The following is a 24,158-nucleotide window of genomic DNA, read 5'->3' as shown; positions in this document are numbered from 1 at the left end:
GCACGCTGAAGGCACGGATGGGGGCGACGCACTTCTTGACCAAGACCTTGCCGCGCGTCTCGACCGAGATGGCACTCCAGGTCCTGGCCTACAATCTGACGCGGGTTCTCAACATCATGGGAAGCCGGAAGCTCTTGGCAGCGATCCCCGCCTGAGTGAAGGCCTTTGATCGTTCACCGAGGGGCTGAAAAGCCGTCCAGCAGCGCCTTCAACTCAAACGGATGCGCGACCACAAAGGGTCGATCCAAACGGTGGAGCGCCTATTCTCGCAAAATTGGGGCGGCACCCCAGCACAAAGCCGATTCTCGGCGTTTTAACACGGCCTGGACCAGAGGGTTCCCGCGGCCAGGACGGCGACGGGCACGACGAGGGCGAGGTAGAGGTGCCGCCGCGGCGCCAGGAGCGAGACGCCGTTGCTGCAGGTCGCGCCCAGCAGCGACATGGTCAGGATGCTCACCGCCGGGACCTGGAGCGGCAGCGCGATCCAGATCAGCGATCCCAGGATCGCGCCCTCGACGATCTTGCTCAGGAAGATGACCCGTTCGACCCGGCGGGCGCGGTCGGGCTCGCCGATCGCGGCGCGGACACGACGCGCGTAGGCGGCCGCCCCGAACCGCTCGACGAGGAACGCGCCGTACCAGCTCAGCAGGACGGCGTGGGGCACCAGGCTCCACAGCACGGCCAGCATGAGCGTCGAGACGAGGAAACCGACGGCGACCGACTGCGTGACGCCGTCCAGGACGAGGCGCAACTGCTCGGCCGCGATCCGCTCCTCCTGCGACGGGCTCATCGGATCAGGCCGAACTGCTGCGCCTTGAACACCGCCTCGGCGCGCCGGGTCACCCCCAGGACCGACAGCAGACCCTGCACGTGGCCGCGGACCGTGTGTTCCGACAGACCGAGATTGCGTCCGATCATCTTGTTGGACAATCCGCGCCCGACGAGGGTCAGCACCTCGGCCTGCCGCGGCGTGAGCGTCGGGCAGAGGGCGCCCCCGACCCGCGGGACCGCGGACGACCGGGCGAGCATCTCGCGCAGGACCGTCATCATCCGCTCGGGGCGGTCGGTCTTGGACAGGAACGCGCAGGCGCCCTGCGCCAGCGCCGTGCTGACGGTATCGGGCAGATCCAGGCCGGACACGACGACGATCCGGGCGGCCGGCCAGCGTTGCTGGAGCAGGCCCATCCCCTCGAGCCCGCCGATGCCCGGCAACTGGATGTCGAGGAGGACGATCGTCGGGACGACGGCCACGATGGCGAGCGCCTCGTGCAGCGATGGGCTGTCGAGAACCGGGATCTCATCGAACGCCGTCGACAGCATCGAGACGATGCCGGACCGGAACAGCGCGTGGTCATCGATGATGAGGATTGCTTCCTGCGCCATGCGGATCCTGTCTAGAGCAACCGCACAGGCGCCGTCACGGGTCATGGACCAGTCCATGTGGACTGGTCCACGAAGCCATCCCGATCGGCTAAGCCACGGGTCGAGGAATTCGATCGCGCGCGCCCGGACATGCAGCTGGAGACCACGCGGACGGGATCGGATGCTGGGCGAGGGCGTCCGCCATCCCGCGCGGCCTGCGCTTCACACCGCTGCCGTCGCGGCGACGGTCCGGTGATCGCGGGCGGTGACGTCCGTCGGACCGCGCGCGCGGCCCTCCCAAGTCGACTCGAGGGAAGTCCATGATTCATCGCCGTCAGAGACGAGGCATCGGCCGGACCGCGTCCGATCCGACGTTCGACGCGAAGGGTCCCCTGATCGTGCGGTGGATCGGTGCCGCGGCCCGCAAGCGCGGCCGGGCGGCCGATCGGGAAGCTCCGCCCGCTCCGACCCCGGACAACGTGACGAGGCTGTCCTGGGCCGACACCTTCGGACGGGCGATCAGCGCCGATCCTCAGCGGCCGGTGGGACCCGCGACCGTCCTCGCGATGCGTCCCCGCGCGAGCAGGCGCGCGTGCGGGCCGTTCGTCCGCACGAGACAGGCGGTGAGCGCCGCGATCCCGACCTCGCTGCCGTAGAGCGAGACGGATCGGCTGATCTCGATCGCTCTACCGTCGGATCTCCGGGCCGGCCGGGAATCCGCGGCCGCCCGGCGGCGCGGTGTCCGGCGCGAGAAGGCCGGAGCCGGTCCTGAGCCAGAGCCCGTCCGGCGCCGCCTCGACCGCGGACAGGCGCAGGGCCCGGAACGACCAGCCCGGCGAGACGGCACCGTCCCGGAGGTCGAACGAGGCCTGGTGCCGGGGGCAGTGCAGCCGGCCCGCGACGCAGCGGCCGAGTGCGAGGTCGGCCCCCTCGTGCGGGCAGGCGCGCTCGGCGGCCACGATCCGCGCGCCGTCCCGGACGAGGAGCAGGCGGCGGCCGCCCGCGGTGACGGGGAGCAGGTCCCGGTCGCCGAGAAGGTCGACCGGGCCGAGGCGGATCCGGCCCGGCAGATCCCGCTCAGCCACCGAGATAGGCGTCCCGCACGTGGGGGTCGGCGATGAGGTCCTGCCCGCGCCCCTCGAGGACGATGCGGCCGGCTTCGAGGAGGTAGGCGTAGTCGCAGAGTTCGAGGGCCGCGAAGGCGTTCTGCTCGACGAGGAGCACGGTCGTGCCGGCGTCGCGGATCGCGCCGATCACCGCGAACATCCGCTCGACGATGTTGGGGGCGAGCCCCAGGGACGGCTCGTCGAACAGCACGAGCTTCGGGCGCCCCATCAGCGCGCGGCCGATCGCCAGCATCTGCTGCTCGCCGCCCGACAGCGTGCCGGCGGCCTGGTCGCGCCGCTCCGCGAGGCGCGGGAACTCCCCGTAGATGCGCGCTAGGTCCGCCGCGACCGCCGCCCGGTCGCGGCGCAGGTAGGCGCCCATGGCGAGGTTCTCGGCGACCGTCATCTGCGGGAAGACGCGCCGGCCCTCCGGGCAATGGGCGATGCCCGCCGCCAAAATCCGGCGGGGCTCCGCCCCCGCGATGTCCCGGCCGGCGAACCGGATCGCGCCGGAGCGCGGCGGGACGAGGCCGGAGATCGCCCGGAGCGTCGTGGACTTGCCGGCGCCGTTGGCGCCGACGAGGGCCACGAGCTGGCCCGCGCGCACGTCGATCGTGAGCCCCTTCAGCGCCGTGACGTGGCCGTAGCCGCAGACGAGGTCGCGGATCTCAAGCATGGACCGCCTCCTGCGCGGCAGCCGCGGCGGCCTGCCGGGCGGCACTGCCCTGGCCGAGATAGGCCTCGATCACCGCCGGGTCGCTGCGGATCCGGTCCGGCGGCCCCTCGGCGATCAGGCGCCCGTAGTTGAGGACGACGATGCGGTCGGAGACCTCCATCACCATCGGCATGTCGTGCTCGACGAGCAGGATGGTGACGCCGCGCTCCCGGATCTGCCGGATCAGGCGCACGAAGACCCGCGTCTCGGAAGCGTTCATCCCCGAGACCGGCTCGTCGAGAAGCAGCATGGCGGGCTCGGTGGCGAGCGCCAGCGCCACGCCGACGAGGCGCTGCTCCCCGTAGGCGAGGGCGCCGGCCTTCTCCTGCGCCCGCCCGGCGAGCCCGACCCAGTCGAGGAGCGCCGCGGCCCGGGCGCGCAGCTGCCTCTCGCCAGCCCCCGCGCGGCCGAGAAGCGCGTCCAGAACGGGCGCGCGGCCCGCCGCGGCGCCCATCTGGTGCAGGCCGATCATCACGTTGTCGAACACCGTGTCGTCCGGGAAGACGCTGGTGCGCTGGAAGGTGCGGGCGAGGCCGAGCCGCGTGATCGCGTGCGGCGGCAGGCCCTTCAGGGACGTGCCGCGGAAGCGGACCGCGCCCTGGCTGGGCTTGAGGAAGCCCGTCATCACGTTGAAGGCCGTCGTCTTGCCGGCCCCGTTCGGGCCGATCAGGCTGACGATCTCGCCGGCCCGGACGTCGAAATGCAGGTCCGCGATGGCGACGAGGCCCCCGAAGCGGACGCCGACATGCTCGACGGAGAGGATCGCGCTCATCGCTGCACCGCCGGGTTGGCCTCGAGGACGGGCGCGGCCGGGGCCGGCCGGCGGCCCAGCAGCGCCGCCAATCCCGGCACGATGCCCCGCGGCATCACGAACAGGATCACGATCAGCACGAGGCCGTAGACGATCCACTGCGCCTCCGGCGCCATGACCGGGCGGAGCGCCACCGGCAGCAGGCCGAAGATCAGGCCGCCGACGACCGGGCCCAGCAGGGTGCCCTTGCCGCCCGCCACCACCATGATGACCATGGTGACCGTGGTGGCGAACAGGAACACGTCGGGATCGATGATCCGCAGGTAATGGGCGTAGAGGCTGCCGGCCGCGCCGGCCATGGCGGCCGAGATCACCGCCGCCACCGTCAGCGTGCGCGTGGCGTTGATGCCGACCGAGAGCGCCAGCGGCTCGTTCTCCTTGAGGCCCCGCATCGCCCGGCCGAAGCGCCCGCCGACCAAGCGGGCGATCACGGCGTAGCAGAGCGTCCCCACGGCCAGCACGAGGTAGTAGTTCTGGAGCTTGGTCTTGAGGGTCCACATCCCGAGGCCCGGCAGGCCGAGGGTGATGGCGGGGATGTTGGTGAGCGCCAGCGGCCCCTGCGTCAGCTCCACCCAGTTAAGCGCCACGAGCCGCACGACCTCGGCGAACGAGATCGTCACGATCACGAAGTAGGCGCCCCGCACCCGGAAGGAGAGCCGCCCGATCAGGTAGCCGCAGCCGCCCGCCGCCGCCGTCGCCAGCAGGAGGCCGACCACCGCCGGCCAGGGCTCGTGGACCGCACGGATGCCGAAGCCGAGATCCACGTCGAAGCCGAGGCTGGTCAGCGCGCTCACATAGGCGCCGATCCCGAAGAACGCGATGTGGCCGAGGCTGAGCTGCCCGGTGAAGCCGAGGAGCAGGTTCAGGCTCATGGCGCCGATCGTCAGGATGCCGGTCACGATCAGCGCGTTGAGGAGGTAGGGGTTGGCGCCGAGCCCCAGGGGCAGGGCGACGAGGCCGGCGAGCAGGGCGAGGGGGAGGAGCCGGTTCATCCGATGCGCTCCGCCTTGGCGAACAACCCGGTCGGCCTGCAGAGCAGGACCGCGATGATGATCAGGAAGCCCATCGCGTCCCGGTAGCCGGAGGAGACGTAGCCGGCGCCCAGCTCCTCGGCGAGCGCCAGGATGAAGCCGCCGATCGCCGCGCCGGTGACGTTGCCGAGCCCGCCCAGGATGACGATGGCGAAGGCCTTGAGCTCGGCGAGGCCGCCCATCTGCGGGAACACGACGTAGACCGGACCGAGGAGCGCGCCGGCGGCCGCGGCGAGCGACGAGCCGAGCGCGAAGGTCGCGGTGTAGATCCGGCGGACGTCGACGCCCAGCAGCGCCGCCGTGTCGGAATCCTGGAACGCGGCGCGCATGGCGAGACCGAGCTTGGTCCGGTTGATCAGCGCGTAGGTGAGGGCGATCAGCGTCAGCGCCGCCCCGAGCACGAACAGCCGCAGCCACGACACCGAGACCGGGCCGACCTGGAGCGGCGCCTCGGGAAAGGGCGCGGGGATCGCCTTGGCGACGCCGCCGAAGGTCCAGAGCGTGCCCGATTGCAGGACGATGCCGGCGCCGATCATCACCAGCATGGTGGTGTCGATGTCCGAACCTCGGAACGGGCGCAGCAGCAGCAACTCGATCGCGGCCCCGAGCAGGAGCCCGCCGAGGATCGCCACAGGAAGCGCCAGGAAGAAGTTCAGTCCCAGCGCGGCGACCGCGAGGTACATGACGTAGGCGCCGACCGTGTAGAGCGCGCCGTGGGTGAAGTTCACGACATTCATGATCCCGAAGATCAGCGTAAGGCCGATCCCCAGCAGCGCGTAGGTGCCGCCGAGGATGAGGGCGTTGACGAGGTGCTGGATCAGTTCGTTCACGGGCGGCCTCCGAGGGTGCGCCCCGGCCCGGGGGCCGGCGGACGGGCGAGGGGGCCGGCATCAGAGCGCCGGCTCAGGGGCGCTCACAGCGCCGGCACGATCACCGTCCCGTTCTTGATCTCGATGAGGTAGACGTCGGGCTTGCTCTGGCCGCTCTCCTTCCCGGCGGGGCCGGCCTTGGCGAAGCGGATCGGCCCGTTGAGCCCGACGAAGTCGACCGACCAGAAGGCCTTGGTGATCGCGGACGGATCGGCCGAACCCGCCTTCTCGATGGCGTGGGCGATCGCGCGGATGCCGTCGTAGCCGCGGAAGCTCTCGGTGACGCCGGCGAAGTCGAAGCCGCGCGTCTTCCACGCGGCGATGAAGGCCTCGGTAGCCTTCGGGTCCGGCGTCTTGTCGGGCGACCAGGGCAGGAAGGTCGTCAGGTGCATCGTGCCGTCGGCGGCCGCGCCAGCCTGGGCGATGATCTGGTCCGGGTTCTGGGATCCGCCGGTGGTGATGACCCGCTTCTTCAGGCCGAGCGCCGCCATCTGCTTGAACAGCAGCACGAGCTGATCGACCGAGCTCGTGATCATGATCGTGTCGGAATCCGACGCCTTCAGCTTGGCGAGCTGGGCGCTCATGTCCTGCGCGCCCTGGTCCATGGTCTCGACGAGGCCGACCGTCACGCCCTTGTCCTTGAGCATCTTGCCGAAATCGGTCGCGGCGCCGCGGCCGAAATCGTTGTTGAGGACGAGGAAGTCGACCTTCTTCAGCCCGAGGCGGCCGACCATGGGCGCGAAGGTCTCGGCCTCGAGCGACGAGGGCGGCGAGATCCGGAACACGTAGGGGTTGCCGGAGGTCGTGATCTTGCCGGACGAGGAGGTCTCGACCAGCATCGGCGTCTCGTAATCCGCGAGCTTGGGCATCACAGCCAGCGTCAGGCTGGAGCCCCAAGCGCCCATCATCACCGGGGTCTTATCGCTGGTGATCAGCTTCTCGGCGACCGCGGCGGCCTCGGTCGGGTTGCTCTTGTTGTCCTCGATCACGAGTTCGAGCTTCTTCCCGAGGACGCCGCCCTTGGCGTTGATCTCGTCGGCGGCGATCTTGGCGCCGTTGACCACGTAGGTGCCCGAGGCCGCGAACGGCCCGGTCAGCGGCTCGTTGACGCCGATGCGGATCGCCTCCGCCCGTGCGCCGGTGGCCGTCAGCGCCAGCAGGATCGCGGTCGTGAGGGTGAACCTGCCTAGCATTCGCGTGTCTCCGGTGCGTTGGGGCGGGATGGGATCAGGCGCGGCCGAACCACGCGGCGAGGCGCGCGCGGGCGAGGCCGAGGAGCAGGCGGAGCGGGTTGAGGCCGGCGGGCGCCGGCGCCGCGACGCCCGAGAGCCGGGCATCGAGGTTGCGGGTGAACTCCGCGGCGATGCGGCCGGCGAGGTCGCGCACGAGGCCGGGCCGGCCGAACTGCGCGAGCGGCCCGGTCAGGGTGTAGCCGACGTCGAGTTCGACCCGGGCGGTGCCGGGCGTCGGCCCGGCCTCGACCCGGTAGCGGATCCGGCCCTCGGTCGCCGAGCGGCCGCCCGCGTCGGTGCCGGCCCCGTGGACCGCGCCGGTCCGGGCGGCCTCGTCCCGCGCGAGGCGGGCGCGGCCGCGGAACGTCGCGGCGATCGGCCCGATCCGCACCTGCAGGCCGCCCTCGACCGTGTCGGGGGTGGGCCGCGCCGTCAGCACCGCGCCCGGCAGGCAGGCGGCGACCGCCGCGAGGTCGCCCAGCAGGGCGAAGACGGCCTCCGGCGGGTGGAGGAGGTCGAGCACCTGCGTGAAGCCGTGGGCCGGGGTGAACGCGTCGGACAGGTCCGCGACGGCCGCGGGCGCCGCCGGGGCGATCCGATCCGCCGGCGGTTCCAGGGGCGCGAAAGCCGCGTCGCCGATCCGGGCGCCGACCGGGCCGAGCGGCCGCGCCGCGCTGGTCTCGGGGGGGATGCCGCGCCCACGCCTTTCCGCGATCACCGCCATCACGGCCCGGACGATGCCGGTATAGCCGGTGCAGCGGCACAGGTTGCCCGACAGGCCGACGCGGATCCGCCGCTCGTCGGCCTCGGGCAGCCGCAGGACCAGGTCGCGGGCGGCCACCAGCATCCCGGGCGTGCAGTAGCCGCACTGGAGCGCGTGCTCGCGGTTGAAGGCGGCCCGCAGCTCGCCCGCGATCGCGTCCGCGTCGAGGCCCTCGATCGTCGTGACCGCGGCGCCCGCGCAGGCCCCCGCGTAGGTGAGGCAGGCGCGGGCCGGCTCGCCGTCGAGCAGGACCGTGCAGGCGCCGCAGACGCCGTGCTCGCAGCCCAGATGCGTGCCGGTGAGGTCGAGCCCGTCGCGCAGCACGTCGCCGAGGTGGCTGCGCGGCTCGGCCGCGACCCGCACGGCCCGGCCGTTCACCGTCAGCGCCAGGGCCATGCGCGACGGCCCGGGTTCGACCAGCGCGGCGCTCATGCGGCCTCCGGAAGGGTGTCGGATCGGGGATCGGGCGCAGCCGCCGCGGCCACCGCGCGGCTCAGGACGGTGACGTGGATGTGCCGCTCGACCGCGTCGGCCATCCCGGCCTCCCGCAGCGCGAGGTCGGCGGCCCGAAGGTCGAAGCGCGCGGCGAAGTCGGCGCCGATGCGGCCGCCGAAGAGAGGGCGGGCATCGGCCAGGAGCACGGGCGGCCCCTCGACCGCGCCGATCACGGCCCGGCCCCGGCCCGCGCCGGGCTCGAGGCGCACGGCCCCGATGGCGTGGGCGAACTCGCCGATCTTCGCGCAGTGCTTGACGTAGCCCCAGGCCGCGCCCGCCGGCAGCGCCGGGACGCGCACCGCGACCAGGATCTCGTCCGCGCCGAGCGCCACTTCGAGGGCGCCGGTCACGAAATGCTCCACCGGCAGGGTGCGGCGGCCGTTGCGCCCCGCGATCTCGACCTCGGCGCCGAGGGCGGTCAGGGCGCTCACCCAGTCGGCGGCCGGGTCGGCGTGGACGAGGCTGCCGCCGATCGTGCCGCGGTTGCGCACCGGCCGGTAGGCGATGGCGGCCGCGACCCGCCGCAGCGCGCCGCCGGTGAGGTCCGGGACGCGCCCGTCCTCGACGTCGGCGTGGGTCACGCAGGCCCCGAGCACGAGCGTGTCGCCCTCGACCCGCGCGGTCCGGAGCTCGGGCACGCCGGTGATGTCGAGGATCAGGGTGGGCTCGACGAGGCGCAGGTTCAGCATCGGCCCGAGGGACTGGCCGCCCGCGATCAGCTTCACGCCCGCGGGGGCTTCGGCGAGGCGTGCCAGCAGCGCCGGCAGGCTGTCGGGGCGCTCCCAGGCGAAGGCGGCGGGCTTCATGCGGCCTCCCGCGCGGTCTCGGCGGGATCACGGGCGGCGAGCACCGCCTCCACGATCCGCCGGGGGGTGAGGGGCGAGTGCAGCAGCTCGACGCCCAGCGGCGCGAGGGCGTCGTTCACGGCGTTGGCGAGCGCCGCCGGCGGCGCGATCGCGCCGCCCTCGCCGATGCCCTTCTGGCCGAAGCGCGTGTAGGGCGAGGGCGTCTCCATGTGGTCGATGCGCGCCATCGGCACGTCGGCGGCGCCGGGCAGGAGGTAGTCGGCCAACGTCGAGGCCAGCGGCTGGCCGCGGGCGTCGAAGCGCATCTCCTCGAACAGGGCCGTACCGATCCCCTGCGCGAGGCCGCCGTAGATCTGGCCGTCGACCACGAGGGGATTCACCAGCGTGCCGCCGTCCTCGACGATGACGTAGTCGAGAATCTCCACCGCCCCGAGATCGGGATCGACCGCCACCACGGCCGCGTGCGCCGCGTACGAGAAGGTGCCGGAATCGCGCACCGGCTTGTAGCCGGCGGTGACTTCGAGCCCGCAGGGATCGGTGTCGGGCGCGAGGTCCTGCGGGCGGCGGTACCAGGTGCGGGCGATCGCCTCGAGCGGGACATCGCCCGTGGGGCCGACGACGTGGCCACCTTCGAACCGGCATTCCTCGGGCCGCGCCTGGAGCAGGTGGGCGCCGATCCGCACGGCCCGGGCCCGCAGTTCCTCGCAGGCCGCCGCCACCGCGCCGCCCGCCATCACCATCACGCGGGAGCCCCAGGAGCCGGTGGAGTAGGGGGTCATGGCGGTGTCACCGTGGACGAGGCGGGTGCGCGCCACCGGGACGCCCAGGATCTCGTGGGCGACCTGGGCCAGCGTCGTCTCCAGGCCCTGGCCGTGGGAATGGGCGCCGATCCGCAATTCCAGGCCGCCGTCCGGGGTGAGGCGGGCGCTCGCCTGCTCGTGGCCGGGGACCATCGGGATGCCCCAGCCGGAATAGACCGAGGTGCCGTGCGCGGCCTGCTCGCAGTAGATCGCGAGGCCGAGGCCGATCCGGCGCCCGTCCGGCTCGCCCTCACGCTGGCGGGCGCGGACCGCCGCCACGTCGACGGCCTTCAGCGCGCGGGCGAGCGCCTCCGGGTAGTCGCCGCTGTCGAAGTGCTTCTTCGTGATGTTCTCGAACGGCATCTGCCCGGGCCGCACGAGATTCTTCTCGCGCACCGCCTCGGGCGGGATCCCGGCCGCGCGGGCGACGGCGTCGAGGACGAGCTCCAGGGCGAAGCAGACTCCGGTGCGCGCCACCCCCCGGTAGGGCAGGATCGGGCACTTGTTGGTCGCCACCGACCACGTGCGGCAGCGATAGGCCGGGAAGTCGTAGGGCCCCGGCAGGATGCTGGCGACCTGCGCGGCCTCCAGGCAGGCCGAGAACGGGTAGGCCGAGTAGGCGCCGGAATCGACGGTGGCCTCGCAGTCGATGCCGCGCAGCGTCCCGTCCCGCTCCGCGTAGGCGGTGATGCGGTAATGGTGCTCGCGGCAATTGGCGTTGGCGGTCAGGTGCTCGCGCCGGTCCTCCAGCCAGCGGACCGGATGGCCGCAGCGGAGCGCGAGCCACGCCAGCGCCACGTCCTCGGCGAGCAGGATCGCCTTGTAGCCGAACCCGCCGCCGACATCCGGCGAGACGATGCGGATGCGGCCCTGCTCGATCCCGAGGCATTCGGAGAGGCCGTTGCGCACGATGTGCGGCATCTGGCTCGCGGTGTGGACCACGAGCTGGTCCAGGCGGTGATCGAGGCTCACCACGGTGCCGCGGCCCTCGATCGGCGCCATGCATTGCCGCCCCGTCGAGATGGTGCGGCTCACCTTGATCGGCGCGTCGAGGGCGCTCTCGATGCCGACATCGACCAGGGTCTCCAGGAAGACGTTGTCGCCCCAGTGCTCGTGGACGAGGGCGGAGCCCGGCGCGCGGGCAGCCAGCATGTCGTGGATTGCGGGCAGCTCCTCCAGGTCGAGCACGACGGCGGCGGCGATGTCCTCGGCCTCCGCGCGGGTCGGGGCGACGCACATCGCCACCAATTCGCCGACCTGCCGGACCTTGCCGGTGGCGAGCACCGGCTGCTCGGAAACCTTGAAGCCGGGCAGCCCCGAGACCGCCCGGATCGGCAGCACGCCGTCGAGGTCGGCGGCGGTGAAGACGCGGTCGCGGTAGGCCTCCGGCACGTGGACGGCGCGGATCCGGGCATGGGCGAGCGGGCTGCGCACGAAGGCGACGTCCTGCATCCCCGGCAGCCGGAGGTCGCCGACATACTGGCCGCGCCCGCGCATCAGGCGCTCGTCCTCCTTGCGGGGCAGGGGAGCCCCGACGCCCTCGCGGCTCATCGGGCGCCTCCGAGAACATCCTGGGCGGCGCGGACCAGGAGGCCGTCGGGCCGGCGGAATTCGTCGAGGATCGAGAAGTGGTCGGCGCCCGGCACCGGCAGCAGGGCGCCCGGCGCGTGGGCGGCGCCGCGCCGGGCGTGGAGGTTGCGCGCGTCGCGGACGAGGGCGGGCAGCTCCCGGCTGCCGTAGGCGACCGTCATGGGCTTGGGCACGACGGCCAGCCGCAGGGGCGACAGGGTCTCGATCTCCCCGTCGGTCAGGCCGAGCTTCTCGTTCAGGTAGGTCTCGCGGATCGGCGCGAGGTCGTAGACGCCGGAGATCGCCAAACCCGCGGACACGGCGGGATGCCCGAGATGGAGCGCGGCGAGCTGCGCCCCCGCGGACCAGCCGGCGAGGACGATCGGGCCGCCGATCCCGCGCGCCGTCCCGTGCGCGGCGAGCCAGTCGAGGGCGGCCCCGATCTCGGCGACGATCCCGGTGAGGCTCGCCTCGGGTGCCAGGGTGTAGCCCGGCATCGCCACCGACCAGCCGGCGGCGTTCAGCCCTTCCGCGAAGCAGGCGAAATCGGCCCGGGCGTTGCGCTGCCAGTAGCCGCCGTGGACGAAGACGAGGCAGGGCGCCCCCGTCTCCGCCGCCGGGTAGAGGTCGAAGCCGGTGCGTGCGCCGGCGGCGTAGGGGATGTCGAGCCCGGCCGGGTGCGCCGCGCGGTAGGCCGCGGAGGCCGCGTTGCGGGCCGCGACCTGCGCGGCGCTGTCGGGCACGCCCGCGTTGTTGTCGTAGCAGGCGCCCCGGGCCGCGAAGTCCAGGCTGTCCCAGCGGCGGCGCGGGTCCGGCGGGGTCGGGTCGTCGAGGACGAAGGCGGTCACCGGCGCCACCTCAGGCCGCGATCGCCTGGGGCAGGATCGGCGAGTCGGCCTCGAAGCGCTTCCCCGCGCGCAGGCAGAAGGCCGGGCGCAGCAGGCGGTCGGCGATCACCCGCGTGTTCTCGTTGTCGCGCAGCAGGAAGCGGCCGCGATCGTCGTGCAGCACCGAGACGTCGGCCGCGTAGCCGACCTTGAGCGCGCCGATCCGGTCGCCCATGCGCAGCATCTCGGCCGGGTGCGAGGTCACCATCGGCACCACGTCCTCCAGCGGGATGCCCAGCGCCATCATCGAGCTCATCGCCTGGGTGAGGCTGAACCGGGCCTGCCCGAGGAACGGGTGGTTCTCGTCGTCGTGGTGCTCGTCCGGGGTGCCGGCGGGCTTCGTCACCTCGGGCACCTCGGTGTTGTAGCCGTGCATGTCGGCGCCGAGCGTGTAGGGGATCACGCCGGCCGGCAGGGACGCGCGGGCCACGCGGTAGGAGAAGTGGCTCCCGTGGCCGACATCGACCTTCAGCCCGGCCTCCATGGCCCGGCGGATGATGTGGTGGACCTCGCCCTGCTCGTTGATGAAGCCGCCCGGGTGGCGGGTGAAGGGATGGGCCAGCACGTCGCCGGGCCGCAGCAGCGGGATCACCCGCTCGACGATGGTGTCGGCATCCTCGCCGTTGGCGCCCGATTCCGGCAGGCCCCAGAGCTGGCCGAAATGCACGTAGAGCGGCAGGTCGGCGCGCCGGCTGATCTCGGCGGCCATCTCCATCACCTTGATGCCCCAGCGGGCGAAGCCGCCGATCTCGGCGTGGCCCTTGATGCCGCGCACGAGGTCGCGGTTCTCGGTGGCCGACTTCACGGTGGCGTCGATGTCGACGCCGTCCGGGCTGTAGAGGTTCGGGTAGAAATGCCCTTCCAGGCCGCCGACGAGGTAGGCCGACAGGAAGGCGAGGACCTGCGTCTCGGAGCGCTCGGCGATGAAGTGGCGGAAGCCCGGCAGGGTCATGCAGGACGGCCCGCCCTGGTCCACCACCGTGGTCACGCCCGAGCGCACGCCGACCATGTCGGGGTTCAGGCCGAACCGGCCGGTGACGTACTGGTAGACGTGGGCGTGGGTGTCGATCATGCCGGGCAGGACGAGCTTGCCCGAGACGTCGACCACCTCGGCGGCGGCCGAGGGCAAAATCGTCTCCGCCACGGCGGCGATGCGCCCGTCCCGCACCGCCACGTCGCGGATGCCGTCGATGCCGGAGGCCGGGCAGATGACCCGCCCACCCCGCAGAACCAGATCATAGCGGCGATTGTCCATGTCGACCTCGTGGTCCCGGCCGGCGCGCGCCGGCCTCGCCCTTGCCAAAAGCGAAGCATGCTTCGTATTCCGGCGTTGCACACCGCGTGCCAAGGCTGGAACCGTTCTGCGGAGGCGGACGATGGATGAGGTCCCAGACGCCGGGTTCGCGGCGGGGTCGGCAGAGGCGGGGGCCGCCGCGGAGGCGGCGGAGGCGCGGCACTGGCCCCTGGCCGAGCGCCCGGGCTTCCTCGCCCGCCGCATGCACCAGATCCACGTCAGCCTCTTCGCCGAACGCTGTGCCGCGTTTCGCGTCACCCCGCTCCAGTACAGCCTGCTCTCGCTGCTGCGCGATCTGGGGGAGGCCGATCAGACGACGCTCGCGAGCGCGGTCGCCCTCGACCGGACGACGACGACCGGCGCCCTGAAGCGCCTCGCGGCCCGCGGTCTGGTGAGCCGCACGACCTCGCCCCTCGACCGCCGCGCGCAGGTCTGCCGGCTGACGGACGAGGGCGCCGCGCTCCACGGCGCGATGGAGCCGGCGGCGCGGGCCGCGCACGCCGCGACCGTCGAGGCCCTCACCCCGGCGGAGCAGGACACCCTGACCCGGCTCCTGAGCCGCGTCATCGCGGGGCACGAGCACCGGCGCGGCCAGCCCGACATCCTGTAGGGCGTCGCAGACGCGGCCGGCAGCACGCCTCACTGCTCAAAGAAAACACAGATCGTTCCGCGTCGGAGCGCCGCGAAAAGCTCTTTCTTCCAATATCTTCGCGAAAATTGGACGCGCATTCCATTTACACAACGCGGAGACGTTGCGCATAAATACGCCATGGAATGCCCACAGCGCGCGCTGAGCTGATCACGCGTCGTAGCTGAGCTTCCCACAGCGCGACGAATGCCGGCACCCGACAATCGTTCCGCCCGCCGATGCGCGCCGCGCGCAGGCGGGCCGGCGCGGGGTTGGCACATGTCCTGCGTGCGGTGGGCAGCTCACAGCATGCTGTGGGAGCCTCAATGCCCGAACAGCGAGGTGCGATGACGACCCGCGATGACAGGTCCCGGCCCGCTCGCCCGACCGCGACGGTGCTCGCCGTCCCCGACGCCACGCGCAAGGGCAACCAGGCCTATGACCTGATGCGCCGCGAGATCGTCGCCTGCCGCCTCCTGCCCGGTACGCGCTTCACCGAGGCCGAGGTGATGGAGCGGTTCGAGATCGGCAAGGCGAGCTGCCGGATCGCGCTCCAGCGCCTCGCCCAGGAAGGCTTCGTCAGCTCGATGCCGCGGCACGGCTACCGGGTCAGCCCGGTGACCGTGAAGGATGTCGACGAGGTCTTCGCCCTCCGGATGGAGCTCGAGCCCCTCGCGGCGCGGGGCGCCGCCGGCCGCGTGAACCGGGCGCATCTGGAGCGCCTGGAGCAGGCCTGCCGCCGCAAGATCACGGTGGAGATGGGCAACCAGATCGACTTCTTCCTTGAGGCCAACCGGGGCTTCCACCTCGCGATCGCCGCGGCCGCGGGGAACGGGCGCCTGTACCGGACGCTGTCGGGCCTCCTCGACGAGATGACCCGCCTCGTCGCCCTCGGCTTCGGCGTGCAGGGGGTGCGGCCGAACATCGAGAACGACCACACCGCGCTGATCGAGCATCTGGTGGCGGGCGACGCCGACAGCGCCGCCCTGGTGGCCCGCCGCCACGTCGAGACGTTCCGCGACATGACGCTGGAGAAGGTCATCGCCAGCCTGCGCGACACCGCGGTGGTGGCGCCGGTGCGGCCGGCCCGGGTCGACGGGGGCGAGCCGTGAACGCCGTCGAGCTCGACCATGTCAGCAAGTGGTTCGACCGGCGCGAGGGCGGGCCGCTCCACGTCCTCGACACCGTCGACATCGCGATCCCGCAGCGCGCGATCGTCGCGATCCTGGGCGCGTCGGGCTGCGGAAAGAGTACCCTCCTCAACATGATCGCGGGGCTGGTCGAGCCCGATCAGGGCGCCGTCCTCCTGAACGGCATCCCGTCGCACGCCTTCCGCGACTGGCGGGCCATGACCTACATGTTCCAGGAGGACCGGCTGCTGCCCTGGCGCACGGCCGCCCAGAACGTCGCCTTCGGCCTCGAGGCCGGACGCATGGGCCGGGCGGAGCGGGCGCGGCGGGTCGACGAGACCCTGCGGCTCGTCGGGCTGGAGGCCTTCCGCGACGCCTACCCGCACGAATTGTCGGGGGGCATGCGCAGCCGGGTGGCGCTCGCGCGCAGCCTCGTGACCGAGCCCAAGATCCTGCTCCTCGACGAGCCGTTCTCGAAGCTCGATCCCGAGATCCGCGCGCAGATGCACGCGGAGCTGCTGCGCATCGCCGGCCTGCGGGCGATGACCCTGGTCTTCGTCACGCACGACGTCGAGGAGGCGGTGGTGCTGGCGAGCCAGGTGGTTGTCCTGCACCCGCGGCCGGGCCGGATCGGCACTGTCCGGGCCATCGATCTGCCGTACCCCCGCGACCCGCTCTCGACGGAGGTCGCCGAGGAGGTCCGGCGCCTGCGCATCAGCCTCTCCGCCGCGAGCGCGCGATGCTCGTGAAGACCCCGCCGCGCCTGATCCGGCGGACGCGGACGTCCGGCGCCGGACGCCGGGCGGGCGTGCTGCTCCAGCGGCTCGCCCTGCTCGCCCTAGCGCTGGCCGCGTGGCAGCTCGGATCGCTGCACGCGCCGAGCTTCGTCCTGCCGAGCCCCGCGCGGGTCTGGCACACGTGGCTCGGCCTCGTCGCCACGCCGAGCTTCGCCGCTGATCTCGGCATCACGCTGGGCCGGATCGGCGCCGGCCTCGCCTTCGCGGCCCTCGTGGGGCTGCCGCTCGGCCTGCTGCTCGGCGCGAGCCCGCGCCTCGGGCGCTTCTTCGAGCCGGTGCTGACGGTGACCAACACCGTCTCCTCCGCGATTTGGGCGATCTTCGCGCTGATCTGGTTCGGCCTCTCGAACTGGACCACGATCTTCGTGGTGTTCATGACCGCGATGCCGCTGATCCTGACCAACGTCTGGCAGGGCACGCGCACGGTCAGCGCCGAGCATCTCGAGCTCGCCCGCACCTTCCGGATGCCGCGCCGCAAGGTGCTGACCAAGATCTACCTGCCGACGATCCTGCCCGCCTTCTTCGCGGGCGCGCGCCTCGCCATCGGCTTCGGGGCGCGGGTCGTCCTCGTGGCGGAATCGCTCGGGGCGAGCAGCGGCATCGGCTACCGCCTGCGGCAGGCGGCCGACCTCGTCCAGACCGACCAGGTCTTCGCCTGGACCCTCACCCTCGTCGCCCTGATGATCGGGCTCGAGACGCTCGTCCTGAAGCCGGCCGAGCAGCGCCTGTTCGCCTGGAAGAAGGTGGCGCAGCCGTGACGGCCGGCGCCAGCCGGGGACACGCCCGCCGCACGTCCTCCCATTGCAGCTCCTGGAGAACGCCTTGAAACGGATCCGCGCCTTCGCCGTCGCCGCGCTCTGCGCGGTCGGCCTGCCCGGCCTCGCGCGCGCCGAGACGGTGCGCATCGGCTACTGGAGCTCGGGCATCAGCCTCGGCTTCGGCGCCGTGCTGGAGGCCGGGAAGTTCATGGAGAAGGAGGGCCTGACGGTCGAGTACGTCAAGTTCCCGGACGTGAACGCGCCGACCAAGGCCATGGCCGCCGGGGCGATCGATTTCGCGATCGCGGCGAGCGCCGGGACGGCGCTGAGCGTCACCGCCGACGGGCTGCCGATGAGCATCGTCCTGGCGACCCAGGTGGCCGACCTCGACTTCGTCGTCCCGGAGGACTCGCCGATCAAGACGATGGCCGACCTCAGGGGCAGGAAGATCGGCACCTCGCCGGCCGGCAGCGGCACCGCCGCCATCGCGGCGGCGATCTTGGAGACCAATCACGGCCTCAAGCCCGCCGACTATCAGGCCGTCCCCGGCAACGATTCCCGGCTGGCGCAATTCCTCGTCCAGAAGGACATCGACGCCGCGGCCCTGCGCACCGTGACCCTCGCGCTCCTGCCGGACGTGAAGCTGCGCCGGCTCGGCACCTTCCGGCAGGAGTGGAGGCGCCTCACCCAGCAGGACGCGCCGCCGGTCCTCGGCGTCGGCCTGATGCGCAATGCCTGGATGGCGCAGAATCCGGACGCGCCCGCCAAGGTCGTGGCCGCGATGCGCAAGGCCTACGCGTTCGGCCAGGCCGACAAGCCCGGCGTGGCCAAGATCCTGAAGGCGGCCGCGAACCTGAGCGACGCCGACGCCGCGGCCTACGCGGGCCTCTGGGACGGCATCTACACGGTCAGCCTGGAGCCCGCCGACATCGCCTCGCTGAAGCGGGAATTCGACGTGTTCAAGGCGGTCGGCGCCGTCCAGGGCAGCCTGCCGGACACGGCCCTGGTCCCCGGCCCCTACGAGCGGTCGAAGTCGATCCCGTAGCCTTTCCGACCTGCAGAAGAGGGTTTCCACGATGGCTCAGACGATGAAGGCGCTCGTTCTGGAGGCGCACGGCGACATCGACACGCTGAAGGTGGTGAACGACTATCCGAGGCCGTCCCCCGGCCCGGGCGAGGTCCTGATCCGGGTCGGCGCGTCCTCGTTCAACTACCACGACGTGTTCACCGTGAAGGGCATGCCCGGCATCAAGGTGCCGATGCCGGTGGTGATCGGCCTCGACATGGCCGGGCAGGTCGTCGAGCTCGGTGCGGGCGTCGCGGAGTGGCGCGTCGGCGACCGGGTGCTGGTCAACCCGCTCAACAAGGCCAAGGGCCTGATGGGCGAGATGCTCGACGGCGGCATGGCCGAGTACTGCCGGGTCTCGACGAGCCAGCTCATCGCGATGCCGCCGGACGTGAGCTACGCGGACGCGGCGTCCCTGCCGGTGGCCTACGGCACGGCCCACCGCATGCTGATCACCCACAACACCGTGAAGGCCGGCGACAAGGTCCTGATCCTCGGCGCCAGCGGCGGCGTCGGCACCGGCTGCGTGATGCTGGCCAAGCAGCTCGGCGCCGAGGTGATCGCCTGCGCGGGCAGCGCGGAGAAGATGGCGGCGCTGACGGCCCTCGGGGCCGACCACGTCGTCAACTACCGCGAGACCGACTTCTCCAAGTGGGCGATCCAGCAGTACGGCAAGCCGCAGCGCCGGACCTACGAGGGCGGGGTCGACGTGGTGATCAACTTCACCGGCGGCGACACCTGGGTGCCCTCGCTCAAGTGCCTGAAGCGCGGCGGCACGCTGCTGGTCTGCGGGGCCACCGCGGGGCACGATCCCAAGGAGGATCTCCGCTACATCTGGAGCTTCGAGCTCAAGGTGATCGGCTCCAACAGCTTCTACGACGACAACCTGTCGGCCCTGATGGACATGATCCAGGCCGGCACGCTGAAGCCGACCATCGACAAGCTCCTGCCCCTCGAGGAGGCCGCCGAGGGCCTGCGGATGATCCGCGACCGCGAGGTCATGGGCAAGATCGTCGTCACCCCCTGACACCGCCCGAGGAGATCCCCCAAGCCATGTCCGACACCCCCCTCACCAAGGAGCAGGTCGAGGCGCTGCTGCTGCGCGGCCCGTTCCACCAGTGGCTCGGCCTCTCCGTCGTCGCCGTCGGCGATGGGACGATCGAGCTGAAGGCGACGTGGCGGCCGGAATGGGTCGTCAACGCCGAGCGCGGCTACGTGCACGGCGGCATCCTGGCGACGCTCGTGGATCTCACCGCCGACTGGGCGCTGGTCTCCAAGACCGGCCGCGGCGTCCCCACCGTTGACCTGCGGGTCGATTATCACCGGGCCGCGATGCAGGGCGATCTCACCTGCCGCGGCACGGTGGTGAAGTTCGGCAACCAGCTCTCGGTGGCCGAGGCGCAGATCCTCGACCCGGAGGGGCGCCTGCTCGCGAGCGGCCGCGGCGTCTACATGACGGCGCCGCCGAAATGACCGGACCGGCCCCCGGCGCCCCGGCGGATGGGGCCCTCGACCACGTGGTGATCAACGTGCTGCGGCGGATGGACGAGGCGGCGGAGCTGTTCGCCGCCCTCGGCTTCCGCCTGACACCGCGCGGCCACCACTCGCTGGGCTCCATCAACCACCTGATGATGACGGCCGGACCCTACCTCGAACTCGTCGGCCTGCCCGAGACGGGTCCGCAGCGGCAGGACGTTCTGGACAGCCCGTTCGGCCTGAACGGGCTCGTCGTGGCGAGCCGGGACGCCGACGCGACGCATGCCCGCCTCGCCGCGGCGGGGCTCGCGGCCGGGCCGACCGTCGCCTTCACGCGCCCCGTGACCGTCGACGGCCGCGAGGACACGGCCCGGTTCCGCACGGTGCGGGTGCCGGTCGACCGGTTCCCGGCGGGGCGCCTCTACCATTGTGAGCACCTGACCCCGGATCTCGTCTGGCGCCCCGAATGGCTCGACCATCCGAACGGCTTCACGGGGATCGACGCGCTGAAGATCGAGAGCCCGGCACCGGATGCCGACGCCCGTCTCTACGCCGCCGCGAGCGGTGCGCCGGCCGAGGCCGTGGGTGACGGCTGGACCCTCCGGCTCGGGGAGACGCGGGTCGCGATCGCGCCGGGGCCGGCCGGCCGCTTCGCCACCCTGACCCTGCGCTTCCGCAGCCTCGACGCCCTCGAAGCCCGCGCGGGCGCGCTCCCGGAGGCGGGCTGGGTTCGGCACGGGCCGGGCGCGGCCACGCTGACGCTGCCGACCTTCGACCTTAACCTCCCGTGCAGGGCGGCCCCATGACGCGCGCGGCCACGGCTCCGACCAATCTCGGCGATCTCGTCGACCGGTCCGGGCCGCCGGACAGGCCGCTGATCATCGGCGTCGCCCCCGATGGCGAGCCCGCCGTGATGACCCGCGCCGGCCTCGACGCCCGGGCCGACGCCTTCGCGCGCGGCCTGCTGCGCGGCGGGATCGCCCGCGGCGCGCGGGTCGCGATCCTCGCGGCCAACCGGCCCGACACGATCGCGGCGCTGCTCGGGGCGATGCGCGCCGGCGTGGTCCCGGTCCCGGTCAATCACAAGTTCCCGCCGGCCACGATCGCCGCCGTGCTCGCCGATTGCGGGGCGCGGCTCGTGCTCTGCGACGGCCCGCGCCGGGCGCTGCTGGCCCATCTCGGCCCCGATATCCGGATCGCCGGGTTCGACGATGACGGGCCGGAGGGCTTCGCGGCCTGGCTCGACCCCGGTCCGTTCGTGCCGGTCGTGCCCGAGCCCGACGAGGCGGCCCTGTTCCTCTACACGTCCGGCTCGACGGGCCGGCCGAAGGGCGTGCGGCTGAGCCATGCCAGCCACCTCTGGGTGGCGCGGACCCGCGCCGCGGAGACGGACCTGCGCGACGACCGGCTGCTCGTGGCGGCGCCGCTCTACCACATGAACGCGCTCGCCCTGGCGCTCCTCGTCTGCGCGGCCGGCGCCACGATGGTGCTGCTGCCGCAATTCGAGGCGCGGGCCTACATCGCGGCGATCGACCGGTACCGCTGCACGTGGCTCACCGCCGTGCCGCCGATGATCGCCATGATGCTGCGGGAGCCGGATCTCCTCGCGGAAGCCGACCTCACCGGCGTGCGGACGGTCCGGATGGGCTCGGCGCCGGTCAACGACACCCTCGCCCGGCAGATCCGCGCCCTCCTGCCGAACGCCCGCATCCTCAACGCCTACGGGACCACCGAGGGCGGCCCGGTCGTGTTCGGCGACCATCCGGACGGCCTGCCGACGCCGGTCGCGTCGGTCGGCGTGCCGCATCCCCAGGTGGCGGTGCGCCTCGTCGGACCGGACGCCCCGGAGACCGGGATCCTGCAGATGCGCAGCCCCGCGATCATGCTCGGCTACCACAACCGGCCGGACGTGCCCGTCCCGATCACCGCGGACGGGTTCTACGACACCGGCGACGTCTTCCGCCGCGACGCGGACGGGTTCTTCTACTTCCTCGGGCGGACCGACGACATGTTCGTCTCCGGCGGCGAGAACATCTTTCCGGGCGAGGTCGAGCTGGTGCTGGAGCGCCACCCCGCGGTGCTCCAAGCCTGCGTGGTGCCGGTGGACGACGCCATCAAGGGCACCAAGCCGGTCGCCTTCGTGGTCCGCCGGCCTGGCGCCACCGTCGACGAGGCCGCTCTCAAGGATTACGCGCTCGAACACGCGCCGGCCTACCAGCACCCGCGTCGGGTCTGGTTCGTCGAGGCGCTGCCGCTCGCCTCGACCGGCAAGATCGACCGCGCGGCCCTGCGCCGGCGGGCCGAAGAGGCCGTCCGCGTCCCGTGACCGTGCCGGGCGGAATGGCGCTTGCAGGTTGTGTTCCTGCGGAATGCGCGCCCGCAGAAGGCATCCTCGCTAGGGATCCCGCCCGGCGCACCCGTCCCCGCCCGCCTGCCCCGGAACGCCAGGAGTGACCCCATGCTGCGACGAACCTTCCTCGGCGGTGCCGCCGTCGCGGCCGCCGCGCCCTTCCTTCCGGCCCGCCCGGCCCTGGCCCAGGGCGGCCGGGCGAGCGTCCTGCGCTTCGTGCCGCAATCCGACCTCACCATCGTCGATCCGGTGACGACCACGGCCTACGTCACGCGCAACCACGCGCTCATGGTGTTCGACCAGCTCTACGGCCTCGACGCGCAGTTCACGCCGCAGCCGCAGATGGTCGAGGGCCACACGGTCGAGGAGGACGGGCGGCGCTGGACCTTCCGGCTGCGCGAGGGCCTGAGATTCCACGACGGCGAGCCGGTGCGGGGCCGCGACTGCGTCGCGTCGATCCGGCGGTGGGCGCAACGCGACAGCCTCGGGCAGGCCCTGATGGCGCGCACGGACGCCCTGGAGGCGCCGGACGACCGCACCTTCGTCATCCGGTTGAAGCGGCCCTACGGGCTGATGCTCGAGACGCTGGCGAAGCTCGGTCCGCCGGTCCTCGTCATCATGCCCGAGCGCCTAGCCGCCACCGACCCGGCCCAGCAGATCCCCGAGCTGATCGGCTCCGGGCCGTTCCGGTTCAACACCAAGGAGCGGCTCGTCGGCGCCCGCGTGGTCTACGACCGCAACCCGGACTACCGGCCCCGGGAGAACGGCCCGGTCTCCTGGGTGGCGGGGCCGAAGCGTGTCCATTTCGAGCGGGTCGAGTGGCAGGTCATGCCGGATCCCGGCACCGCGGCCGCCGCCCTTCAGAACGGCGAGGTCGACTGGTGGGAGAACCCGATCAGCGATCTCGTGCCGACGCTTCAGGCGCACCCGCAGATCGCGACGCAGCTCGCCTCGCCGCTCGGCAATCTCGGCACCGGCGTGATGAATCATCTCCACCCGCCCTTCGACAAGCCGGCGGTCCGGCGCGTGGTCCTCGAGGCCCTGTCCCAGGCAGACTTCATGGCGGCGGCCGCCGGCGACGATCCCAAGCTGTGGCGCAAGGATGTCGGCCTGTTCACGCCGGGGACCGCGATGGCCACCGATGCCGGGCTCGACGTGCTCACCCGGCCGCGCGATCTCGCCAAGGCCAAGCGCGACCTCGTGGCGGCCGGCTACAAGGGCGAGCGCGTCGTGCTCATGTCGACGAGCGAGAACCCCGTGCTCGGCGCCCTCGGCGAGATCATGCACGACCTGCTCCAGCGCCTCGGGATGAATGTGCAGTACGTCGTCTCCGACTGGGGCACGCTGGTCACCCGCCGCGCCAGCAAGGCGCCCCCCGACCAGGGCGGCTGGAACATCTTCACCACGACCTGGACCGGCCTCGACATGGCCAACCCGGTCGTGGAGCAGGTCCTGCGCTGCGGCGGCGAGAAGGGTTTCTTCGGCTGGCCGGACCTGCCGGAGCTGGAGAGCCTGCGGGAGGCCTGGATCGAGGCGCCGGACCAGGCGGCCCGCAAGGCGATCGCGGCCCGGATGCAAACTCTCGCGATGCGCGACGTGCCGTACCTGCCGACCGGCCAGTACTTCTACCGGACGGCCTTCCGGCGCGACCTTCGGGACGTGGTCGACGGCCAGTTCGTCTTCTGGAACGCCCGCCGCGCCTGACGGACGTCGCGTCCTGGCCGCCCGTCGCCGCTCCGGCGACGGGCGGCTTCGCGGATACGCGCCTCAGTGCGCGAAGACGCCGGCCAGATCCCGGAAACCCTTGATCTCGATCGGATTGCCGCTCGGGTCGAAGAAGAACATCGTGCGCTGCTCGCCGGGCTCGCCGGCGAAGCGGACGACGGGCGGGATGTCGAAGGCGATGCCGGCCGCCTCGACACGGCCGGCGAGCGCCTCCCAGGCGTCGAGCGGCAGCACCACGCCCAGATGCGGCATCATCACCGTGTGGTCGCCGACCTTCCCGCTCCGGGTGGTGGCGAAGGGCTCGCCCAGGTGCAGCGACAGCTGATGGCCGAAGAAGTCGAAATCGACCCAGGTCTCGGTGCTGCGGCCCTCCTGGCAGCCGAGGACGCCCCCGTAGAAGCGGCGCGCCGCGTCGAGGTCGGTGACGTGGTAGGCGAGGTGGAACGGCGTGAGCATCGACGGTCTCTTGCTGGATGGAGGAGGTGCGG

General features: G+C 72.4%; 24 protein-coding genes and 1 pseudogene. 11 read left to right on the top strand and 14 right to left on the bottom strand.

The genetic code is table 11. From position 1 onward, the window contains the following. Positions 1-155 (top strand): annotated as a pseudogene (locus BM419_RS31720) (IS5/IS1182 family transposase); the annotation flags it as partial. A gap of 158 nt (positions 156-313) precedes the next feature. On the opposite strand, the gene BM419_RS23365 reads toward BM419_RS31720, so the two are convergent. From BM419_RS23365 to BM419_RS23300, 13 genes are all read right to left on the bottom strand, one after another. Further along, entirely contained in the window at positions 314-790 is a 477-nt protein-coding gene (locus BM419_RS23365) for a hypothetical protein (RefSeq protein ID WP_244540836.1), read from the bottom strand. Beyond that, the gene (locus BM419_RS23360) at positions 787-1,383 is read right to left on the bottom strand and encodes a response regulator (protein ID WP_056527077.1); all 597 of its coding nucleotides are present in this window, start codon (positions 1,381-1,383) and stop codon (positions 787-789) included. Before BM419_RS23360 ends, BM419_RS23365 begins: the two co-directional genes overlap by 4 nt. 665 nt (positions 1,384-2,048) lie before the next feature. Continuing rightward, positions 2,049-2,447, bottom strand: coding sequence for a Rieske (2Fe-2S) protein (locus tag BM419_RS23350; RefSeq protein ID WP_056527071.1), 399 nt, complete (start codon positions 2,445-2,447; stop codon positions 2,049-2,051). After that, positions 2,440-3,144, bottom strand: a complete 705-nt coding sequence (locus BM419_RS23345) for an ABC transporter ATP-binding protein (RefSeq protein ID WP_056527068.1) — start codon at positions 3,142-3,144, stop codon at positions 2,440-2,442. The genes BM419_RS23350 and BM419_RS23345 overlap by 8 nt, the downstream gene beginning before the upstream one ends. Next, a complete protein-coding gene (locus BM419_RS23340) occupies positions 3,137-3,955 on the bottom strand; it encodes an ABC transporter ATP-binding protein (protein ID WP_056527063.1) in 819 nt (272 codons plus the stop codon). Before BM419_RS23340 ends, BM419_RS23345 begins: the two co-directional genes overlap by 8 nt. After that, on the bottom strand, positions 3,952-4,986 hold the full coding sequence (locus BM419_RS23335; protein ID WP_056527061.1) for a branched-chain amino acid ABC transporter permease: 1,035 nt from the start codon (positions 4,984-4,986) through the stop codon (positions 3,952-3,954). The genes BM419_RS23340 and BM419_RS23335 overlap by 4 nt, the downstream gene beginning before the upstream one ends. Further along, positions 4,983-5,855: a branched-chain amino acid ABC transporter permease gene (locus tag BM419_RS23330; protein WP_056527058.1), complete on the bottom strand. Its 873-nt coding sequence runs from the start codon at positions 5,853-5,855 to the stop codon at positions 4,983-4,985. The genes BM419_RS23335 and BM419_RS23330 overlap by 4 nt, the downstream gene beginning before the upstream one ends. 83 nt (positions 5,856-5,938) lie before the next feature. Beyond that, complete coding sequence (locus BM419_RS23325; RefSeq protein WP_020094468.1) at positions 5,939-7,087, bottom strand: ABC transporter substrate-binding protein; 1,149 nt, start codon at positions 7,085-7,087, stop codon at positions 5,939-5,941. Positions 7,088-7,121: 34 nt separating this feature from the next. Beyond that, entirely contained in the window at positions 7,122-8,321 is a 1,200-nt protein-coding gene (locus tag BM419_RS23320) for a xanthine dehydrogenase family Fe-S subunit (RefSeq protein WP_056527053.1), read from the bottom strand. Further along, positions 8,318-9,190, bottom strand: coding sequence for an FAD binding domain-containing protein (locus tag BM419_RS23315; RefSeq protein ID WP_056527050.1), 873 nt, complete (start codon positions 9,188-9,190; stop codon positions 8,318-8,320). The genes BM419_RS23320 and BM419_RS23315 overlap by 4 nt, the downstream gene beginning before the upstream one ends. Then, positions 9,187-11,541 carry a xanthine dehydrogenase family protein molybdopterin-binding subunit gene (locus BM419_RS23310; protein WP_091927797.1) on the bottom strand — a complete coding sequence of 785 codons (2,355 nt, stop codon included), beginning with the start codon at positions 11,539-11,541 and terminating at the stop codon, positions 9,187-9,189. The genes BM419_RS23315 and BM419_RS23310 overlap by 4 nt, the downstream gene beginning before the upstream one ends. Continuing rightward, entirely contained in the window at positions 11,538-12,407 is an 870-nt protein-coding gene (locus tag BM419_RS23305; protein ID WP_056527166.1) for an alpha/beta hydrolase, read from the bottom strand. The genes BM419_RS23310 and BM419_RS23305 overlap by 4 nt, the downstream gene beginning before the upstream one ends. A gap of 10 nt (positions 12,408-12,417) precedes the next feature. Continuing rightward, positions 12,418-13,701, bottom strand: coding sequence for an amidohydrolase/deacetylase family metallohydrolase (locus BM419_RS23300; RefSeq protein WP_056527044.1), 1,284 nt, complete (start codon positions 13,699-13,701; stop codon positions 12,418-12,420). 121 nt (positions 13,702-13,822) lie between these two features. Between BM419_RS23300 and BM419_RS23295 the strand changes: the two genes are divergently transcribed. From BM419_RS23295 to BM419_RS23250, 10 genes are all read left to right on the top strand, one after another. After that, positions 13,823-14,350 carry a MarR family winged helix-turn-helix transcriptional regulator gene (locus BM419_RS23295; RefSeq protein ID WP_056527040.1) on the top strand — a complete coding sequence of 176 codons (528 nt, stop codon included), beginning with the start codon at positions 13,823-13,825 and terminating at the stop codon, positions 14,348-14,350. 365 nt (positions 14,351-14,715) lie between these two features. Further along, entirely contained in the window at positions 14,716-15,480 is a 765-nt protein-coding gene (locus BM419_RS23290; protein ID WP_056527037.1) for a GntR family transcriptional regulator, read from the top strand. Beyond that, positions 15,477-16,247 (top strand): ABC transporter ATP-binding protein, encoded by a 771-nt coding sequence (locus BM419_RS23285; RefSeq protein ID WP_056527034.1) that lies wholly within the window; start codon positions 15,477-15,479, stop codon positions 16,245-16,247. The genes BM419_RS23290 and BM419_RS23285 overlap by 4 nt, the downstream gene beginning before the upstream one ends. Then, positions 16,238-17,053: an ABC transporter permease gene (locus BM419_RS23280; RefSeq protein ID WP_020094477.1), complete on the top strand. Its 816-nt coding sequence runs from the start codon at positions 16,238-16,240 to the stop codon at positions 17,051-17,053. Before BM419_RS23285 ends, BM419_RS23280 begins: the two co-directional genes overlap by 10 nt. A 64-nt stretch (positions 17,054-17,117) precedes the next feature. After that, positions 17,118-18,098, top strand: coding sequence for an ABC transporter substrate-binding protein (locus BM419_RS23275; protein WP_091682420.1), 981 nt, complete (start codon positions 17,118-17,120; stop codon positions 18,096-18,098). A 31-nt stretch (positions 18,099-18,129) separates the two neighbouring features. Beyond that, positions 18,130-19,146 (top strand): zinc-binding dehydrogenase, encoded by a 1,017-nt coding sequence (locus BM419_RS23270; RefSeq protein ID WP_091682419.1) that lies wholly within the window; start codon positions 18,130-18,132, stop codon positions 19,144-19,146. 26 nt (positions 19,147-19,172) lie between these two features. Then, positions 19,173-19,592 (top strand): PaaI family thioesterase, encoded by a 420-nt coding sequence (locus BM419_RS23265; RefSeq protein WP_020094480.1) that lies wholly within the window; start codon positions 19,173-19,175, stop codon positions 19,590-19,592. Further along, complete coding sequence (locus BM419_RS23260) at positions 19,589-20,401, top strand: VOC family protein (protein ID WP_020094481.1); 813 nt, start codon at positions 19,589-19,591, stop codon at positions 20,399-20,401. The genes BM419_RS23265 and BM419_RS23260 overlap by 4 nt, the downstream gene beginning before the upstream one ends. Further along, positions 20,398-21,921 carry a class I adenylate-forming enzyme family protein gene (locus BM419_RS23255; protein WP_056527159.1) on the top strand — a complete coding sequence of 508 codons (1,524 nt, stop codon included), beginning with the start codon at positions 20,398-20,400 and terminating at the stop codon, positions 21,919-21,921. The genes BM419_RS23260 and BM419_RS23255 overlap by 4 nt, the downstream gene beginning before the upstream one ends. A gap of 132 nt (positions 21,922-22,053) precedes the next feature. Further along, a complete protein-coding gene (locus BM419_RS23250; protein ID WP_056527028.1) occupies positions 22,054-23,649 on the top strand; it encodes an ABC transporter substrate-binding protein in 1,596 nt (531 codons plus the stop codon). Positions 23,650-23,712: 63 nt separating this feature from the next. Here the strand turns inward: BM419_RS23250 and BM419_RS23245 are convergent, their stop codons facing one another. Further along, positions 23,713-24,126 (bottom strand): VOC family protein, encoded by a 414-nt coding sequence (locus BM419_RS23245; RefSeq protein ID WP_012329553.1) that lies wholly within the window; start codon positions 24,124-24,126, stop codon positions 23,713-23,715. Positions 24,127-24,158: the final 32 nt, after the last annotated feature.

The organism is Methylobacterium sp. yr668 (genome assembly GCF_900116245.1).
In the GTDB taxonomy this organism is placed as follows: Bacteria; Pseudomonadota; Alphaproteobacteria; order Rhizobiales; family Beijerinckiaceae; genus Methylobacterium.
This window is presented reverse-complemented; position numbering and strand designations above follow the sequence as displayed.

Excerpts from the sequence above, each read along its gene's own strand:
- BM419_RS23365 (WP_244540836.1), bottom strand. The coding sequence starts at position 790 with ATGAGCCCGTCGCAGGAGGAGCGGATCGCGGCCGAGCAGTTGCGCCTC.
- BM419_RS23360 (WP_056527077.1), bottom strand. The coding sequence starts at position 1,383 with ATGGCGCAGGAAGCAATCCTCATCATCGATGACCACGCGCTGTTCCGG.
- BM419_RS23345 (WP_056527068.1), bottom strand. The coding sequence starts at position 3,144 with ATGCTTGAGATCCGCGACCTCGTCTGCGGCTACGGCCACGTCACGGCG.
- BM419_RS23340 (WP_056527063.1), bottom strand. The coding sequence starts at position 3,955 with ATGAGCGCGATCCTCTCCGTCGAGCATGTCGGCGTCCGCTTCGGGGGC.
- BM419_RS23335 (WP_056527061.1), bottom strand. The coding sequence starts at position 4,986 with ATGAACCGGCTCCTCCCCCTCGCCCTGCTCGCCGGCCTCGTCGCCCTG.
- BM419_RS23325 (WP_020094468.1), bottom strand. The coding sequence starts at position 7,087 with ATGCTAGGCAGGTTCACCCTCACGACCGCGATCCTGCTGGCGCTGACG.
- BM419_RS23320 (WP_056527053.1), bottom strand. The coding sequence starts at position 8,321 with ATGAGCGCCGCGCTGGTCGAACCCGGGCCGTCGCGCATGGCCCTGGCG.
- BM419_RS23315 (WP_056527050.1), bottom strand. The coding sequence starts at position 9,190 with ATGAAGCCCGCCGCCTTCGCCTGGGAGCGCCCCGACAGCCTGCCGGCG.
- BM419_RS23310 (WP_091927797.1), bottom strand. The coding sequence starts at position 11,541 with ATGAGCCGCGAGGGCGTCGGGGCTCCCCTGCCCCGCAAGGAGGACGAG.
- BM419_RS23300 (WP_056527044.1), bottom strand. The coding sequence starts at position 13,701 with ATGGACAATCGCCGCTATGATCTGGTTCTGCGGGGTGGGCGGGTCATC.
- BM419_RS23295 (WP_056527040.1), top strand. The coding sequence starts at position 13,823 with ATGGATGAGGTCCCAGACGCCGGGTTCGCGGCGGGGTCGGCAGAGGCG.
- BM419_RS23290 (WP_056527037.1), top strand. The coding sequence starts at position 14,716 with ATGACGACCCGCGATGACAGGTCCCGGCCCGCTCGCCCGACCGCGACG.
- BM419_RS23280 (WP_020094477.1), top strand. The coding sequence starts at position 16,238 with ATGCTCGTGAAGACCCCGCCGCGCCTGATCCGGCGGACGCGGACGTCC.
- BM419_RS23270 (WP_091682419.1), top strand. The coding sequence starts at position 18,130 with ATGGCTCAGACGATGAAGGCGCTCGTTCTGGAGGCGCACGGCGACATC.
- BM419_RS23265 (WP_020094480.1), top strand. The coding sequence starts at position 19,173 with ATGTCCGACACCCCCCTCACCAAGGAGCAGGTCGAGGCGCTGCTGCTG.
- BM419_RS23260 (WP_020094481.1), top strand. The coding sequence starts at position 19,589 with ATGACCGGACCGGCCCCCGGCGCCCCGGCGGATGGGGCCCTCGACCAC.
- BM419_RS23255 (WP_056527159.1), top strand. The coding sequence starts at position 20,398 with ATGACGCGCGCGGCCACGGCTCCGACCAATCTCGGCGATCTCGTCGAC.
- BM419_RS23250 (WP_056527028.1), top strand. The coding sequence starts at position 22,054 with ATGCTGCGACGAACCTTCCTCGGCGGTGCCGCCGTCGCGGCCGCCGCG.
- BM419_RS23245 (WP_012329553.1), bottom strand. The coding sequence starts at position 24,126 with ATGCTCACGCCGTTCCACCTCGCCTACCACGTCACCGACCTCGACGCG.